The sequence below is a fragment of the Streptomyces sp. NPDC043812 genome, assembly GCF_056436245.1.
Genome location: NZ_JBWKCY010000016.1, coordinates 188,403 through 205,873, shown reverse-complemented (window position 1 = coordinate 205,873; position 17,471 = coordinate 188,403). Strand labels below are relative to the sequence as shown.

The 17,471-nt window shown below is 72.3% G+C and carries 11 protein-coding genes; 7 read left to right on the top strand and 4 right to left on the bottom strand.

All coding sequences use genetic code 11. The features are described from left to right. Positions 1–456: 456 nt before the first annotated feature. Positions 457–1,023 carry a MarR family winged helix-turn-helix transcriptional regulator gene (locus AC067Z_RS24035; protein WP_478791628.1) on the bottom strand — a complete coding sequence of 189 codons (567 nt, stop codon included), beginning with the start codon at positions 1,021–1,023 and terminating at the stop codon, positions 457–459. Between the two features lie 168 nt (positions 1,024–1,191). Between AC067Z_RS24035 and AC067Z_RS24030 the strand changes: the two genes are divergently transcribed. Then, complete coding sequence (locus tag AC067Z_RS24030) at positions 1,192–2,466, top strand: MFS transporter (RefSeq protein ID WP_478791640.1); 1,275 nt, start codon at positions 1,192–1,194, stop codon at positions 2,464–2,466. Between the two features lie 13 nt (positions 2,467–2,479). On the opposite strand, the gene AC067Z_RS24025 is transcribed toward AC067Z_RS24030, so the two are convergent. Both AC067Z_RS24025 and AC067Z_RS24020 read right to left on the bottom strand, forming a co-directional pair. Then, positions 2,480–4,174 (bottom strand): ATP-binding SpoIIE family protein phosphatase, encoded by a 1,695-nt coding sequence (locus AC067Z_RS24025; protein WP_478791627.1) that lies wholly within the window; start codon positions 4,172–4,174, stop codon positions 2,480–2,482. A 141-nt stretch (positions 4,175–4,315) separates the two neighbouring features. Beyond that, on the bottom strand, positions 4,316–5,908 hold the full coding sequence (locus AC067Z_RS24020) for an NAD(P)/FAD-dependent oxidoreductase (RefSeq protein ID WP_478791626.1): 1,593 nt from the start codon (positions 5,906–5,908) through the stop codon (positions 4,316–4,318). A gap of 330 nt (positions 5,909–6,238) precedes the next feature. Between AC067Z_RS24020 and AC067Z_RS24015 the strand changes: the two genes are divergently transcribed. Together AC067Z_RS24015 and AC067Z_RS24010 are read left to right on the top strand one after the other, a co-directional pair. Next, positions 6,239–7,018, top strand: a complete 780-nt coding sequence (locus tag AC067Z_RS24015) for a TetR/AcrR family transcriptional regulator (protein ID WP_478791625.1) — start codon at positions 6,239–6,241, stop codon at positions 7,016–7,018. Between the two features lie 276 nt (positions 7,019–7,294). Further along, entirely contained in the window at positions 7,295–9,301 is a 2,007-nt protein-coding gene (locus tag AC067Z_RS24010; RefSeq protein WP_478791624.1) for a sigma-70 family RNA polymerase sigma factor, read from the top strand. 192 nt (positions 9,302–9,493) lie between these two features. Here AC067Z_RS24010 and AC067Z_RS24005 read toward each other — a convergent pair whose 3' ends face one another. Next, complete coding sequence (locus AC067Z_RS24005) at positions 9,494–11,659, bottom strand: asparagine synthase-related protein (RefSeq protein WP_478791623.1); 2,166 nt, start codon at positions 11,657–11,659, stop codon at positions 9,494–9,496. Positions 11,660–12,332: 673 nt separating this feature from the next. Between AC067Z_RS24005 and AC067Z_RS24000 the strand changes: the two genes are divergently transcribed. The 4 genes from AC067Z_RS24000 to AC067Z_RS23985 all read left to right on the top strand — a co-directional run bounded on the left by AC067Z_RS24000 (position 12,333) and on the right by AC067Z_RS23985 (position 17,469). Continuing rightward, complete coding sequence (locus AC067Z_RS24000; RefSeq protein WP_478791622.1) at positions 12,333–13,799, top strand: MFS transporter; 1,467 nt, start codon at positions 12,333–12,335, stop codon at positions 13,797–13,799. 117 nt (positions 13,800–13,916) lie between these two features. Continuing rightward, on the top strand, positions 13,917–15,149 hold the full coding sequence (lhgO, locus tag AC067Z_RS23995; RefSeq protein WP_478791621.1) for an L-2-hydroxyglutarate oxidase: 1,233 nt from the start codon (positions 13,917–13,919) through the stop codon (positions 15,147–15,149). 119 nt (positions 15,150–15,268) lie between these two features. Beyond that, complete coding sequence (gene trmB / locus AC067Z_RS23990) at positions 15,269–16,060, top strand: tRNA (guanosine(46)-N7)-methyltransferase TrmB (RefSeq protein ID WP_478791620.1); 792 nt, start codon at positions 15,269–15,271, stop codon at positions 16,058–16,060. Between the two features lie 59 nt (positions 16,061–16,119). Next, entirely contained in the window at positions 16,120–17,469 is a 1,350-nt protein-coding gene (locus AC067Z_RS23985; RefSeq protein ID WP_478791619.1) for a PrsW family intramembrane metalloprotease, read from the top strand. Positions 17,470–17,471 lie beyond the last annotated feature (2 nt).

Here is a 17,471-nt window from a genome sequence, read left to right as displayed (position 1 = left end):
GACGCTTCCTTTGTACTCACCCTCTCGGGCTTTCCTCCGGGCGCTTCCCTTCGGTCTTGCGTTTCCGACTCTATCAGACTCTTTCGTGTCCGATTTCCTCGGTGCTTTCCGGCCTTTCGGCCTTCCGGCGTTTCCGACTCTATCAGATCCTTTCGGGCCTGATTCCCAGTCAGAGTGGGTTGTCCTCGCGGCCGTTGGGCCGTTCCGACGTTCAAACTCTAGCGGATTTCCCGGGCGACTCATAATCGAGCCTTTGAAATGAATTTCGGCATGCCGAAATTCATCCCGGTCGGGAGATCGTGCTGAGTTTGGTTGCCGCATTCGCGGCGGGGATGGCTGTCGAGGAACCGTTCCGGCTCCGTGACAACTCGAAGAACCTTACGGATCGGCAGCGGCCGTGTCAACCTCCGGCCATCTGCCGTTCAGACAGTCGCTCCGGCACCCGAGCGGCCGCGTCTAGTCCAGGTCGGTGAGCCGGCCGCCGGCGTCCGGCTGGTCGCGTTCCACGCGGCGCAGTACGCGGATCAGCAGCTCGCCGAGCAGTGACCGCTCGTCGCCCTCGAGGTCCTGGAGCAGGTCCTCCTCGAAGGTGGTCGCCATGCGCATCGCCTCGAGCCACTTCGTGCGGCCCTCGTCCGTCAGCTCGACGATCACGCGCACCCGGTTGTTCTCATCCCGGTCGCGGGTGACCAGGCCCTCGCTCGCCATGCGGTCGACGCGGTGGGTCATGGCGGCCGGGGTCAGACCCAGGCGCTTGGCGAGCTCGCCGGGTCCGAGCCGGTAGGGGGAGCCCGCGAGCACCAGGGTCTTCAGGACCTCCCACTCGGCGTTGCTGATTCCGAGGTCGGCGAGCTGACGGCCGTAGGCGACGTTCATCCGGCGGTTGAGCCGCCCCAGGGCCGAGACCACCTTCTCGACCTGGGGGTCGAGGTCGCCGTATTCGCGCTGGTAGGCCGCGATCTGCTCGTCGAGGCTCGGCTCCTGCAGGCCGGAGGCGTCGGCGTCGGGGGTCTCGGTAGGCATGCGGCGAAGTATGGCACGGGCTCGTTGGCGTTGAAGTCCTTCGATGTGTATTGTTGACGTTCTAACTTTAGTGTTGAAGTCTTCGGGCTTCAGTCCTTCGGGTCCCTCAGGACCCATTCCTCCAAGACCTCGAAGTGGGTGAGTGTGACCAAGGCGAAGGGTGCAGCGATGCGCCGGATCCAGGTGGGGAGCGCGCTGAGCGCGTTCGGGCTCGGCTTCACCGTTCCGTACCTCTACGTCTATGTGGCGCAGGTGCGGGACCTGGGCGCCGGTACGGCGGGCGTTGTGCTCGCGGTGTTCGCGATGGCCGCGCTCGCCGTCCTGCCGTTCGCCGGACGGGTGATCGACCGGCGCGGGCCGCTGTCCGTGCTGGTCGGCGGCTCCGTGCTCGCGGCCGTCGGTGCGCTCGGCATGGGGCTGTCGGGCACTGTCCCGGCCGCCGTTTCGTCAGCCGCACTGCTCGGTGCCGGTACGGCGGTCATGCAGCCCGCCCTGGCGACCATGATCGTCTGGTGCTCCGAGAGCGCGACGCGTACCCGTGCCTTCGCCATGCAGTTCTTCCTGCAGAACCTGGGTCTCGGCATCGGCGGCCTCATCGGTGGTCACATCGTCGACGAGAGCCGGCCGGCGAGCTTCACCCTGCTGTTCGCCATCGAGGCCGCGATGTTCCTGGTCCTCGGCGGGATCGCACTCACCGTCCGGATGCCCGAGTCGCCGTCCCTGAGCAGCGCGCGGCCCGAGAACTCCGAGGCCAAGGCCAAGGGCGGCATGCGTGCCGTGCTCGGCCACCGCGCCATGGTTCAGCTTCTGGTGCTGGGCTTCGTCCTCTTCTTCGCCTGCTACGGCCAGTTCGAGTCGGGTCTTGCGGCGTACGGCACCGAGGCCGCCGGTATCGAGCCGTCCACGCTGGGCACGGCGCTCGCCGCGAACACCGCCGTGATCGTGGCGGCGCAGTTCCTCGTCCTGAAGTTCGTCGAGCGGCGCAGCCGCAGCAAGGTGATCGCGTCGGTCGGGCTGATCTGGGCCGTCGCCTGGATCGCGGCGGGGTACGCCGGTCTCGGCCACGGCAGCCAGGCGATGGCCACGGCGGCGTTCATCTCGACGTACGCGCTCTTCGGCCTCGGCGAGGCGATGCTGTCGCCGACTGTCGCACCGCTCGTCGCCGATCTGGCACCGGAGTCGATGGTCGGTCAGTACAACTCGGCGTTCGCACTGGTCAAGCAGCTCGCGCTGGCGGTCGGTCCGGCTGTCGGCGGGCCGATGGGGGCGTCGCTGCACGGGCCGTACATCGTGACGTTCGTGCTGTTCTCGCTCGGCATCACGGTGCTTGCGCTGAGGCTGGGCAAGCGGCTCAGCCCCGTGCAGGACCGCCCTGCGCTCGCGGCGAAGACGCGTGTCGTCGTCGTCCACAAGCCCGAGGAAGCGGTCGTTCCCGCCCACTGACGCCGTGCCCACCTCACGGCAGGGCGAACTCGCACCAGACCGCCTTGCCGCCGCCCGGTGTGCGGCGGCTCCCCCAGGACGAGGCGATCGTCGCGATGATCGAGATCCCGCGACCCGCCTCGTCCTCCGTCTCTGCACGCCGTCGGCGCGGCAGATGCTCGTCCCCGTCCGTCACCTCGATGATCAGGCGGCGGTCGGTGCGGCGGAGCCGAAGGCGCATGGGTGGGGTGCCGTGCTGCAGGGAATTGGCGACCAGTTCACTCACGGCCAGCACGCCCAGATCGTGCAGCTCGGGCGAGAACCGCCAGGAGGCGAGAACTCCGGAGGCGAAGGCCCGCGCGCGCGGCGCCGCCTCGATACCGCCGAGCAGATCCAGTGCGGCGTTGTGGAACAGCTCGGCGTCCACGCCCTTGCGCGTGGGGTGCTGCAGTACGAGGACGGCCACGTCGTCGTCGTGCTCCGCGGTCACGCCCAGGGAGCGCAGCAGCCGGTCGCAGACGACCTGCGGAGTGCCGCTCGCCCCGGACAGCGCCCGCTCCAGGGCCGCCATGCCCTCGTCGATGTCCTCGCGTCTGCGCTCCACCAGACCGTCCGTATAGAGGACAGCGGTCGAGCCGGGCGGGAGATCGATCGTGCCAGAGGTGTGCAGCCAGCCGCCCGTGCCGAGGGGAGGTCCGGTGGGTTCGTCGGCACGGCGGACGGTGCCGTCCTGGTCCCGCACCATGATCGGGAGATGGCCCGCCGATGCGTACACCAGGCGGCCCTCGTTCGGGTCGTGCACGGCGTAGGCGCAGGTGGCGATCTGGGTGGGGTCGATCTCGGTCGCGAGTCCGTCGAGCAGCTGGAGCACCTCGTGCGGCGGCAGGTCGAGACGCGCGTAGGCCCGCACGGCGGTGCGCAGCTGGCCCATCACGGCGGCGGCCCGCACGCCCCGGCCCATCACGTCACCGATGACCAGCGCGGTGCGGCCGGCGCCGAGGGTGATCACGTCGTACCAGTCGCCGCCGACCGCGGCGTCCGTGCCGCCCGGCTGATAGGTGGCGGCGAACCTCAGATCGTCGGGCTGCTCCAACTCCTGCGGCAGCAGTGAGCGCTGGAGCGTCACCGCGGTCTCGCGGTGACGCCGCTCGCTCGCGCGCAGCCGCTCCGCGGCCTCGGCGTGGTCGGTGACATCGGCCGCGAAGACCAGGACACCCGCGGTCTCCTTGCCGTCTCCCGATCCTTCGCCGGCCCGCTCGGCGGGCAGACAGGTGACCGTGTACGAGCCCTCGCCCCGGGTTGCCGTGGAGGCGTCGGCGGCCTGGATTCTTCGGGACTTCACCGTCCGGGGTTTTCCGCTGCGCAACACCTGGTCCATGAGCGGGAACAGGCCGAGCTCGTCGAGCTCGGGGCAGCTCTCGGCTGCTGCGGTGCCCGGCAGCCGGTGACCGAAGGCGGCGGCGTAGGCGTCGTTGACGTAGGCGATGCGGTGCTCGGGGCCGTACACGAGAGCGACCAGGGCGGGGAGGCGGCCGAGGATCTCCGGTACGGAGAAGTCCTCCAGCGCCGGGACGCCGGCCGGGGTCTCCGGCTGCTGTCCGGACTCGCCGCGAGCCGCGGGCACCGAGCCCTCGCCCCGCTGCACCGGCGAGAGCCCTTGGTCCGTCCCCCGCGCTGCGGCGCGACGCTGCGTACCGGGGAGCCTTGCGCTCCAACGCGTGAAGTTCACTGACTTTCTAGCCTCAATGGGTTGTTGCCGAGGGTCACTCTGAGCAGGTCACTCTGTGCAGGTGCGAGCCCACCTATGGTCACACGTCCAGTGTGGCCGACCGGACTGACAGTCGTCTTTGCCGAGCTCCTGTCGGCGGCGTCAGGTGTCCGAGGCGCCGTCCGAGGTGTCCTTCGGGGTCTCGTCCCGGGGGCTGCGGGGCGGGCTGCCGTCGGTGGACTCCTCCCGGGCAGCGGTTCCCGGGCTCTTCGGCTCTCCGCCTGCGGCTCCGGGCGCGTCGGGCGGCGCGCCGCTCCGCCCGTGCCCGGCACCGCCCTCGGCCTGCCTCGCAGAGCCGCCGGACAAGCCGTTGCCGTGCCGGCGGACGCCTGCCGCGAGTTCGAACTCGGCCCGGGGGTGTTCCAGCGAGCCGAGGGAGACGATCTCACGCTTGAACAGGCCGGACAGGGTCCATTCGGCGAGGACTCGGGCCTTCCGGTTGAACGTGGGGACACGGCTCAGGTGGTAGGCGCGGTGCATCAGCCAGGCCGGGTAGCCCTTGAGCTTGCGGCCGTAGACGTGGGCGACGCCCTTGTGCAGCCCGAGGGAGGCGACGGAGCCCGCGTACGAGTGCGCGTACTCGTGGAGCGGCTGACCGCGCAGTGCCGCGACGATGTTCTCGGCGAGGACCTTCGTCTGGCGCACGGCGTGCTGGGCGTTGGGCGCGCACTCGACGCCGGGTTTGTCGGAGGTGACGTCGGGGACTGCCGCGGCGTCGCCGGCCGCCCAGGCGTGGGCGACTCCGTCGACGGTGAGCTGCGCCGTGCAGACCAGGCGGCCGCGGTCGTTGAGCGGCAGGTCGCTGGCGGCAAGCACCGGTGCGGGCTTGACGCCGGCGGTCCACACGACGGTCCGGGTCGGGAAGCGCGAGCCGTCGCTGAGCACGGCCACGCGGTCCTCGCACGAGTCGAGCCGGGTGTCGAGCCGTACGTCGATGTTGCGGGAACGCAGCTCGCGCACGGCGTAGCGGCCCAATTCCTCGCCCACCTCGGGCAGGATGCGCCCGGCGGCCTCGACGAGGATCCACTTCAGGTCCTCGGGCTGGATGTTGTGGTAGTACCGCGAGGTGTAGCGGGCCATGTCCTCGAGTTCGGCGAGGGCCTCGACCCCCGCGTAGCCGCCGCCGACGAAGACGAACGTGAGTGCCGCGTCGCGGATCGCCGGGTCTCGGGTCGAGGAGGCGATGTCCATCTGCTCGATGACGTGGTTGCGCAGGCCGATGGCCTCTTCGACGGTCTTGAAACCGATGCCGAAGTCGGCGAGACCGGGTACGGGAAGGGTGCGGGAGATCGAGCCCGGGGCGAGGACGATCTCGTCGTAGGTGATCTCGACGGCGCCGGTGCGCTCCTCCTCGGTGGCGAGGGTCGTCACGGTCGCCGTGCGCTTGGCGTGATCGACCGCCTTCGCCTCACCGATGACGATCCTGCATCTGCCGAGGACGCGGCGGAGGGGCACCACCACATGCCGCGGGGAGATGGAGCCGGCCGCGGCCTCCGGAAGGAACGGCTGATACGTCATATATGGATCGGGGGCGACCACCACGATCTCCACGTCGCCGCGGTCCAGCTCGGGTTTGAGCTTCCGCTGGAGGCGCAGCGCGGTGTACATCCCGACGTAGCCACCGCCGACGACGAGAATGCGCGTGCGCGGCGAGGTGCCGGAGGTCGTGCCCCGGGAGTTTGCAGCCTTCACCATCCCATGACGCAACGGCCTCGGTCGTTTGTCCACAGGCCCGGCGGATTGTGTGACCGGAAGGTATCGGCGGGCCGGTCGGGACGCACCTCCGGGCAAAACGGAAGGTACGCAGGTCAGGCGTGGGGCCGGGGATGCACGGCGGGGGTTGAATAGGGATCCTTCCGATCCTTGCTCCGATCGGGGGGCGCTCTGTGCGAAGTACCCCCTTCTGAATTGACTCCGGCTCAACTATGTTCATAGTCGGTCGGGGTGCCAGGTCACTGCATGCCCGGCCAAGACCAAGGGCGGGGATGTCTCCGGGGGGAGACGACATTGACCGGGGGAACGCTTATGCACGTTCAGGATTCGCATTGGCAGACCGCTGTCGCGCCGGCTTCGGCTGCCGACGGCATGGGGAACGGACAGGTGGGATCGAGCGGGGCCAGCCGCTCCGGACCGCTGCGCGTGGATGCCCAGCGCAATCTGGAGCATGTACTGCGCGCTGCGCGCGAGGTGTTCGGCGAGCTGGGTTACGGCGCGCCGATGGAGGACGTCGCGCGCCGGGCCCGCGTCGGCGTGGGGACGGTGTACCGCCGCTTCCCCAGCAAGGACGTGCTGGTGCGTCGGATAGCCGCGGAGGAGACCGCCCGGCTGACCGAGCAGGCGCGTACGGCCCTGGGCCAGGAGGAGGAGCCGTGGTCGGCTCTCTCCCGCTTCCTGCGCACATCGGTGGCTTCGGGTGCCGGCCGGCTGCTGCCCCCGCAGGTCCTGCGTGTGGGTGTGGACGGCGACGAGTCTCCTGTCGACGACGCGGCGGGCGACGCCCGCGGCGAACTGCGGCTGCCGCAGCAGCGGGCGGGCGCACAGCCCGGGCTTCGGGTGGTCGGCCCCCGGCCGGTGCCCGCGGAGGAGCAGGACGACGCGGGTGCATCGGAGCTGCTGGAGGTCGTGGGGCGGCTCGTCGACCGGGCACGGGCCGCGGATGAGCTGCGTGACGATGTGACGGTGGCCGACGTGCTGCTGGTGATAGCCACGGCCGCGCCGTCGCTGCCCGATGCCGCGCAGCAGGAGGCCGCTTCGGCCAGGCTGCTGGACATCCTGCTGGAGGGACTGCGTCCGCGGTCGGCGTGAGCGGGACGAGGAAACGCTTCACGGGCCTGTGGTCCGGACGCCGGCAGCGGCCTGCCTGCCCGGGCGCCGGGCAGCGGCCCCGCGCGAGGTGGAAGGGGCAACCGTCCTTGTCGACAAGGACGGTTGATCCTCCCCGGTTCGGGTGAGCTGACGCGTCCGACTTCGCGGAAGTCTCCCCGGACGAGTGGTTGGCGTGCGCAGGGGTTCGGCGTACAGCCTCGCTGTGGCACGCTTGCCCGGTAATTCGGGTCTGAAGTGCTTACGGGGGCTTCCGCGATGAGCGGTGACGGTCGGGACGAGTCACTCGGCGGTGGGGGCAGCCCGGAAGCGGCCAATCCATCACAGCAGGTGCCGAGTCAGGGCGGACCGGGCGGCGCGTCCGGTGCGGCCAGGGCGCGTGGCTCCGGCGGAGTCGGTCGCTCCACCTCGACCGGTGCGAGTGGCGCCGACGGCAGGGTCGGGGATGCGGCCGAGCCGGAAGCCGACGATTACACGGTCCCGCAGCAGCGCGAGGGCGGCAGCCTCGGCTCGGTACTGCCACCGCCCCGTGACCTGCCCCCGTCGGACGCCGAGTTGATCCGGCGCATGCGCGAGGGCGACGACCGTGCCTACGAGGAGCTGTTCCGCCGGCACTCGGCGCCCGTCCGCAGGTACGCGCGTACGTGCTGCCGGGACGCCGACACCGCGGACGACCTCACCGCTGAGGTGTTCGCGCGGACGCTGCAGGCGGTGCGCGGCGGCTCGGGGCCCGAGCAGGCGGTGCGCGCATACCTGCTCACCACCGTCCGCCGTGTCGCGGCAAACTGGATGAAGACGATGAAGCGGGAGCAACTGGTCGAAGACTTCGCGGTGTTCGCCGCAGCGGCCGCCCGCAGCACGGACGCGGCGAACGACGACACCCTCGATCTCGGCGCGGACGTGCGCGCGATGCACGAGGCCGAGCAGTCGCTCGCCATGCAGGCCTTCCGGTCCCTGCCGGAGCGCTGGCAGGCGGTGCTGTGGCACACCACTGTCGAGGAGGAGTCGCCGAGCGAGGTCGCCCCGCTGTTCGGGCTGACCGCCAACGCCACGGCGGTGCTCGCCAGCCGGGCCAGGGAGGGCCTCAAGCAGGCGTATCTGCAGGCCCATGTGAGCACATCGCTCACCGCGGGCGGCGACTGCGCGCGTTACGCGGACCGGCTCGGGGCCTATGCACGCGGCGGACTGCGGATGCGGGCCGAGCGAGGGCTGCGCAAGCATCTGGAGGAGTGCGCCAAGTGCCGCTTGGCCGCAGGTGAGTTGGCGCACGTGAACGCCGGCATTCCGGCGCTGCTGCCGATCGCGGTCATCGGCTGGTTCGCCGCCGGTTACTCGCTCAAGGCCGCCGGCCTCGTCGCCGGTGGCGCCGTGGGCGCCGTCGGCGCAGGCGCCGCGGCGGCGGCCACCGGGGGCGCGTCCGGCAGTGCGTCGGGCAGCGCGGCCGGCGGGGCCGCGGCGGAAGGCCTCGGTGCACCGGCGAAGGTCGGCATCGCGGCAGCCGCTGCCGCCGCCGCGACGGCAGGGTTGGTCTGGGCACTGTCCGGCGACCCGCAGCCCGCGCCCAAGCCCAAGGCCAGGCCCCCGGCCGCCACGCCCGTCGTGCCGGAGCAGCCCGCCCCGCCGCCTGCGTCCGAGCCCGAACCGCCCGCCCCGCCCGCGTCCGTTCCTCCGCCTGCGGCGCAGCCGAGTCCGAAGCCGACGCCCAGCGCCGCGCCGACACCGCAGCCCACTCCCACGCCCGCGCGTCCGAAGCCCGCGCCGCCCCCCACCCCGAAGCCCACGCCCACGCCCACCCCAACCCCGCCCCCGAAGCCGACACCTCCGCCCCCGGCGGAGGTGTACCAGGTCAACCGCCTGGAGTACGGCGCGTTCGGCGACCACACCGGACCCGAGATCCGGCTGGGCGGGAGCAGCTGGATGTGGCAGCGCTGGGGCCTGTCGATCGGCGGCACGCAGTACGGACACGGGGTGACCGTCAACGGCAGATCGTCGGTCACCATCGACCTCAACCGCGAGTGCACCGCCTACGACGCGCGCGTCGGCGTCGACGACCTGACACTCGGCAGACGGCCGGTGCGGTTCTCGGTGTACGGGGACGGGGTGCGGCTGTGGAGTTCGCCCGCGGTCCGTCGCGGGGAGGCGGCCGTACCGGTCCATGTCCCGATCACCGGGAAGGAGACCCTCCGCCTGGTCGTGGAGCCGGAGGACCCGGCGGGCTCAGTGGCACTCGCGGACTGGGCGCGGTCGCAGATCACCTGCCGCTGACGCACGGGCCGGCGGCTTGCCCCGCCAGACGCGGGCCCGTCCCCGGAGAGTCGGCCGGGGTCAGGGCCTGTCCGGCGGACCACACCGGGGGCCTCTCGTTTTCGGATCTTGCCGGGCTCGCGTGCCCAGCACCACGCACTGATCCGACCTGATCCGACCCGACCCGAACCGACCCGATCCGAACCAAAGACCCTAGGCCTGCAGCGTGGGCCGTTTCGGGACACCGCCCGCGACCGCACGGCGGCGGGGAGCCGCCGTGCCCGTCCAGCAGGTGCCGCGGCGCGAGAGGAGCCGTCGCAGCCACAGTTCCGTGGAGACCAGGTCGGCGAGGCCGTCCAGCGGAACCGGTTCGCCCTCCGAGGCCGCACGCAGCGCCTTCCGGACGACGCGCGCCTCCACCAGACCCGCGTCAGCCAGCAGTGGGGCGTCGAACAGGGCCATCAGCTGCGGAAGCGTGGTGCGCAGACCGGTCCGCGCCGCCGCGTTCGCGGTGTGCGAGGCGTGCGTGGTGGTGCCCCAGCCGGGCGGCAGGTCGTGGATGCCCGCGCCCGCGAGCACCGTGCGGAGGATCGCGGCCCGCGCCCCCGGCTGGACCCGCAGCGATTCGGGCAGGGCGCGGCCGGCGCGGACGACCTGGTTGTCGAGGAAGGGGGCATGCAGCCGCTGGCTGCGGATCTCGGCGGCCTGTTCCAGGATCCGGTGGTCCGCCGCGTGGCGGGCCAGCGCCGCCCTCGCGCGGGCCTCCCCGGGCCGCTGCACCGCTGTCGGACGAGTCGCCGCCTCCATCAGACGAACCGATACTTCAGCGAGCGCCTCACCGGTCAGCCAACGCGCCGCCGGTCCGGGCCTGGACCAGGTGAGAGCCGCGAGCGAGGCGCCGACGGCGCCGTTGAGCCCGGCCGTTCCGGTGCGGTTCGCGCCGAGCAGCAGGTCGGCCGCGGTCTCCAGGCCGGTGCGGTAGGGCGTACGGGCGAGACGGCGCGCCGCCCGGTAGACCGTCAGCGGGACGAACAGCGACTGCGGCGAGGCACCGTCGGCCCGTGCCAGGGCGGTCACCGGCCGCAGCAGCGGGCGTCGGCGGCGGTCCATCAACAGGTCGGCGAGCCGCGCCGGATGAGCGTCCAGCACCTGCCGGGCACCCGTCCCGGTGAAGTGGTCGGCGCTGCCCGCCGCCAGGCGGTTGCGGTGCCGTTCGGCAGTGACCAGGGACGGCGCCGGCTCGTCGGTGAGCGGGCCGTTGTCGAGCCCGGCGTACGGCAGCGCCTCTTCGCCCGCCGCGACGACGACATGGTGCAGCCGGGGATTGGCGGCGATGGCACGGGCGCGTTCCAGCTCCGGCTCGCGGCTCTCGCGGCCCGTGGTGGCAAGGTCGTTGAAGGTGACGGCGAGCAGCCGTTCGCCCGCGCCCGTTCCGTGGCCGAGGACGGTGCCCGGCACACCGGGCAGCCCGGCGGCGAGCAGCGCCAGCGTGCTGGAGGCGCTGCCTCCGGACAGGTCGGCACCGATGCCGGGGGCGGGCGCGCCCCTCGCGGCACGACGTTCGGCGGGCCCCATGCCCGGCACGGGCCCCGGATCGGGCGGCAGGGTCTCCGGCGCGTGCCGGGGCGCGGTGAGTCTGGCCCGTACGGCGTCGATCAGAGCGTCGCGTACGCCGTCGACGGCCTGCGCGGGATCGATCTGCGGCCCGGCGACGGCCAGTGAGGCCACCTGCTCGTATCCCGTGATCTCCCGTGATCCTTCGCGCAGGATCAGCGCGTGGCCGGGCGGGATGCGCTTGACCCCCACGTACGGGGTCGAGTCGCGCAGCGCCTCCGGCGCCTCGGGGCAGGCGAGCAGCGCGGCCAGATGGCCGATGTCGAGCTGGGCCTCGATGAGGTCGGCGAGCGGGAGAGCCGCCGTGGCGTACGCAGTGCCGCCGGCCCAGGGGGTGTGGAAGACCGGCCGGGCGCCGGCGAGATCACCCACGACGGTGATGCGGCGGCCGACCTGGACGACGGCGGTGTAGCTGCCGGCCCATGCGGTCAGATGCCTCAGTGCGCCACCGCGCGCTGCGTAGAGTCCGACGCGCAGCTGCTCGTCGCTGGCCGCGCAGCAGCCGAGGACGGCGAGCCGGGTGATCGTGGGCGGGTTTGCGCCACCGCCCGGGACGGCACGCGTGGGCGGCTCGACCGTGACGACCCGTACCTCGTCGGGACGCCAGTCGCCCACCGCCCACAGCGGATCCGGGTCGCCCCACAGCAGTTGGGCTCCGACGGGGTGGACGGTGGCGCCGTCACCGTCGGCGTCGAGCAGGCCTCCGACGGCCCCGGCGGTACCGAAGTTCGCGGCGATACTGCTCCACCCCACAAGCCACCGCATCCCCGCCTCCACCGCAGTCCCGAAGCCGTTCGGGGACATGCTGCCATGAAGGAAGCGCCCGGGAGGCGTTCCCGGTAGCGCGCGCAAAAAGTGAACACGCCTCCGGCATTGGCGATTTGCCGCCGGTGCCGGCACTGCGCGACGGTCGGCCGGTCGCCGGCGCAAGGGCTTGCCCCCCGTCCGGGGACAGGCGTCATTCAGCCATTCTGCGCGGGGATGATTGACCTCAACATCCAGCCCGGGAGGCGTAGTTCGCCTCCCGGACCGGCCCGCCGCCCGCGGGGAAATGAGGCGGCAGTGTCCCCCAGCCCACTGGTTCCAGTACGCAGTGGGCCGACCCACGCGGTACTCATGGAAGCGCTCCCGAACCTCCCCGGCCAGAGCGCACGGTCGGCGCACGGCCACACGGCGGGAGCACGACGGCAGCGCCTTGTACGCCCGTCCGCACAACAATCCCGCCATACGGAACACCGCCTCTTAACGGTAGGGATGTGGCGAACTACGCTGGGTTTACTGCTGTCCTCAGCGGGAGCGCATATTCCGAACGGCTCGGCCACACGCTTTTGCAGCCGGGACCGGTCGGATCCGGGAGGTGCGCGAACCAGGAGGACACAGCACGAATGCCGTGCGCCGCAGGCGACACGGCAGCTGTCTGTGTGTCGAGGGGTGGCGCATGTCCAGGGAGCAACGCGGGCCGAACGAAAAGCTCGGCACCGTTCTCGCCCTCGCGGGAATCAGCAACGCCGGCCTCGCCCGGCGGGTCAACGACCTCGGGGCGCAGCGCGGGCTGACCCTTCGCTACGACAAGACGTCGGTGGCGCGATGGGTGTCGAAGGGCATGGTGCCGCAGGGCGCCGCGCCCCATCTCATCGCCGCCGCCATCGGGGCCAAACTGGGCCGCCCGGTGCCGCTGCACGAGATCGGACTGGCGGACGCCGACCCGGCGCCCGAGGTCGGTCTCGCCTTCCCGCGGGATGTGGGCGAGGCGGTGAAATCGGCCACCGAGCTCTACCGCCTGGACCTCGCAGGCCGGCGGGCGGGCGGGGGGATCTGGCAGTCACTGGCCGGGTCCTTCGCCGTCAGCGCCTACGCCACACCGGCGTCGCGCTGGCTGATAACCCCCGCGGACCCGTCGGTGGAACGGATCGTCACCCCTTCCGGGGCGACACCCGCCGGCGGATCCGCGCTGCCCCCCGACGTGCCGGACGCCCCCGAGGGCCCCGTGCGGGTCGGCCACAGCGATGTGGCCAAGCTGCGCGAGGCCGCGGAGGACGCACGCCGCTGGGACTCCAAGTACGGCGGCGGGGACTGGCGTTCGTCGATGGTGCCCGAGTGCCTGCGGGTCGACGCCGCCCCACTGCTGCTCGGCTCGTACTCGGACGAGGTGGGCCGCGCCCTGTTCGGCGCCACGTCCGAGCTGACCCGCCTCGCCGGGTGGATGGCCTTCGACACGGGCCAGCAGGAGGCGGCCCAGCGCTACTACATCCAGGCGCTGCGTCTCGCCCGCGCCGCCGCCGACGTTCCGCTCGGCGGCTATGTCCTGGCGTCGATGTCGCTGCAGGCCACGTACCGCGGCTTCGCCGACGAGGGCGTGGACCTGGCGCAGGCCGCACTAGAGCGCAACCGCGGCCTCGCCACCGCCCGCACCATGAGCTTCTTCCGGCTGGTGGAGGCCCGCGCGCACGCCAAGGCGAACGACGCGGCAGCGGCCGGGCAGGCTCTGAAGGCCGCGGAGGGCTGGCTGGAGCGTTCGCGCGAGGGGGACGCGGACCCGTCGTGGCTCGGCTTCTACTCCTACGACCGCTTCGCCGCGGACGCCGCCGAGTGCTACCGCGACCTCAAGGCGCCCCGTCAGGTGCGGCGCTTCACGGAGCAGGCGCTGTCGCGGCCGACGGAGGAGTTCGTACGCTCGCACGGCTTACGACTGGTGGTCTCGGCAGTGGCCGAGCTGGAGTCGGGCAACCTCGATGCGGCATGCGCGGCGGGCACGCGAGCGGTGGAGGTCGCGGGCCGGATCTCCTCGGCGCGTACGACGGAGTACGTACGGGATCTGCTGCACCGCCTCGAGCCGTACGGCGACGAGCCGAGGGTCATGGAGCTGCGGGAGAGGGCCCGCCCGCTTCTGGCCGCCCCGGCGTAAGGGGCGTGAGGGCGGTGTCGGGACCGTCCGCAGGACGGGGACACGCGTCCCGGGGTGCAGGCTGGTTTAAGGGCATTGTCAGCGGGCCAGTGCACTATCGGGGTGGGAGGTGACGCGGTGACGGCGTCCGGGCACAGCTTCGACTGTGACGTGCTGGTGATCGGCGGCGGGATCGTCGGCCTGTCGGCGGCGTATGCCCTCACGCGCTCGGCGCCCGGGACCCGGGTGATCGTCCTGGAGAAGGAGCAGGGCCCGGCCAGGCACCAGACCGGGCGGAACAGCGGCGTGATCCACAGCGGGATCTACTACCGCCCCGGCTCGCTGAAGGCCCGGTTCGCGGTGCGCGGTGCGGCCGAGATGGTCAAGTTCTGCGCGGAGTACGGCATCGACCACCAGGTCACCGGGAAGCTGATCGTCGCGACCGGCCGCGACGAACTGCCACGACTGCACGCACTGGTCCAGCGCGGCCGGGAGAACGGCATCCCCGTGCGCGAGCTGGGCCCGGCCCAGATCGCCGAGTACGAGCCGGAGGTCCGCGGTCTCGCCGCGATCCATGTCGGCACGACCGGCGTGTGCGATTTCGGCGCGGTGGCGGCCCAGCTCGCCCGCGCGTCCGATGCCGATGTGCGGTACGGCCAGGAGGTCACCGCCGTGGACCGCAGACCGTGGGGCGTCGCGGTGCGCACGGCCGCGGGCACTGTGGTGCGCGCCCGGGCCCTGGTGAACTGCGCCGGGCTGCACTGCGACCGGGTCGCGCGGCTCGCGGGCGACGACCCCGGGATGCGGATCGTCCCCTTCCGCGGGGAGTACTACGACCTGGCCCGCCCCGAGCTGGTGCGGGGCCTGGTCTACCCCGTGCCGGACCCCGCGTTCCCCTTCCTCGGCGTGCATCTGACCCGCGGCATCGAGGGCGGCGTCCACGTCGGTCCGAACGCGGTCCCGGCGCTGGCCCGCGAGGGCTACAGCTGGTCGGCCGTGCGTCCCCTGGAGGTCGCGGACACCCTGCGCTGGCCGGGATCGTGGCGGATCGCCCGGCGCCACTGGCGCTACGGCGCCGGTGAACTGCATCGCTCACTGTCGAAGCGTGCCTTCACGGACGCGGTGCGCAGACTGCTCCCGGCGGTCACGGAGGACGATCTGCGTCCCGCCCCCGCGGGCGTACGGGCACAGGCAGTGCTGCGCGACGGGACGCTCGCCGACGATTTCCTGATCCGCGAGGCCCCGCGCACCGTCCATGTGCTGAACGCCCCCTCGCCCGCGGCGACGGCCTCGCTCCCGATCGGGCGCGAAGTGGCGCGCCGCGCCCTCGCGGCACTGGCGGAGGACAGGGTCCACCGAAGCGGTGCGTGACCCCTGGCGCGCGGTCCGGCGCCGGCTGGCACCCGCGAGGTGCGGACGCGTGTGCCCCGGGCCGGACAGTCCTGAGGGCCCGATGAGCCCCTGCCACGGGCTCGTAGAATCGACGCACTGTGTCTGAGCTTCGAAACACCACCCCCGACGCCCACCGCCCGATCATCCGTGCCAAGGGCGAGCCCCGCTTCCCCGGCGGCCCCGCCGCCGATCCGGCCGGTTCGCACCACGAGCGGCGGATCCGCAGCTTCCAGCCGCGGCGCAGCCGGGTCACCACCGGGCAGGGCGACGCGCTGCAGCGGCTGTGGCCGCTGTGGGGGCTCGACATCGACGGCCACCGCGTCCTCGATCTCGACGAGATGTTCGGCGGGCTGCCCGTGGTCCTGGAAATCGGGTTCGGGATGGGTGAGGCCACCGCGCAGATGGCCGCGGACGACCCGGAGACCGGCATCCTCGCCGTCGACGTGCACACCCCCGGCCAGGGCAATCTCCTCGGTCTCGCCGAGCGCAGCGGCTTGAGCAACGTCCGGGTGGCCAACGGCGACGCGATCATCCTGCTGCGCGAGATGCTGCCGGCCCGCTCGCTCGACGGGATGCGCGTGTACTTCCCCGACCCGTGGCCGAAGAAGCGGCACCACAAGCGGCGGCTGATCCAGCCGGAGTTCCTCACCCTCGCCGCCCAGCGCATCAAGCCCGGCGCCGTCCTGCACTGCGCGACCGACTGGGAGCCGTACGCGGAGCAGATGCTCGAGGTGCTCACCGCGCACCCGGGCTTCGAGAACACCGTGCCGGACGGCGGCTACGCCCCGCGCCCCGTCTTCCGTCCCCTGACCCGTTTCGAAGGACAGGGTCTCGACAAGGGTCACAAGGTCCACGACCTGCTCTTTCGCCGGGTGCAGCCGGAGGCGTGACCGCGGCAGTGTGCCGTGCACCATCGCCAGTTGTCGGTGGCCCTCGTTAGGGTCGACTGGTGCACGACTCGTCCTGGCAGCATTCGACGGCCCCAGCGCCGCACCCCACGGTGCCGGCGCGCGAGCCGGAGCGGGTCGCCGAGCTGTCCGACGGCGAGCCGGCGCGGGGCCGCGGGCGGTACCGCCCGCGCGCTGCGCGACTGTGGCGCAGCCGGGCGGTCCGTGCGGGAGTGCTGGTCGTGCTGCTCGCGCTGTGCGGTCTGGTGATCCTCGCGCTCGTGAGGGAACAGACCGGCACCCAGGGCTTCCTGGTCGGTCTCGGCCTCGCGACGCTCCCGGTGCCGCTGCTGCTCGCCGCGTTCCGCTGGCTGGACCGGGTGGAGCCCGGTCCGTGGCGGAATCTGCTGTTCGCGTTCTCGTGGGGCGCCTGTGCCGCGGCACTGGTCGCGATCATCGCGAACTCGTTCGCGACCCGCTGGATAGCGACTGCCACCGCCGACCCCGCCTCGGCCGACACCCTCGGCGCGACCGTCGTCGCGCCGGTCGTCGAGGAGAGCGCGAAGGCCGCGGCGATCCTGCTGCTCTTCCTCTTCCGCAGACGGGACTTCACCGGCATCGTCGACGGCGTCGTCGTCGCGGGTTTCACCGCGACGGGCTTCGCCTTCACCGAGAACATCCTCTACCTCGGCAACGCCTTCGGCGAGGACATGGCGTTCGGCTCCTCCGGCCTGGCCTCGGTGACCGCGGCGACCTTCTTCGTCCGCATCGTGATGTCGCCGTTCGCGCATCCGCTGTTCACGGTGCTCACCGGCATCGGCTTCGGGGCCGCCGCCCTGGCCGCACGCCGTCATCGCATCCGGCGCATCGTGCTGCCGCTGCTCGGGCTGGCACTGGCGATGGGCGTCCACGCCCTGTGGAACGGTTCGACCTCGCTGTTCGGCCCGTGGGGCTTCTACGCGGTGTACGCGGCGTTCATGTTGCCTGCCTTCGGGCTGCTGACCTGGCTGACGATCTGGACCCGGCAGCGGGAGCTGCGCACGATATCCACCGAGCTGCCCGCGTACGCGGCGGCGGGATGGCTGTCCGCCGTCGAGCCACGCGCGCTGTCCTCGATGCGGGCCCGCACGATGGCGCGTGACTTCGCCCGGCGCACGTACGGACCGGCAGCGGGCCATGCGGTGTCCGAGTACGAGACGTTCGCGACGTCGCTCGCGTTTCTGCGCCACCGGGCCCACCGCGGCGCGGCGGGCCCGGACTTCGCGGAGCGCGAGCGCGAGTTGCTGCACCACCTGTGGCGGCGCCGGGACGTGGCCGGCCCGGCCCTCGCGTACGCGGCACAGGCGACGGGCGGGGCGGGCATGCCGCCACCGCACCGGGACTACGGCGCCTACAACCCGTACCGCACCTGATC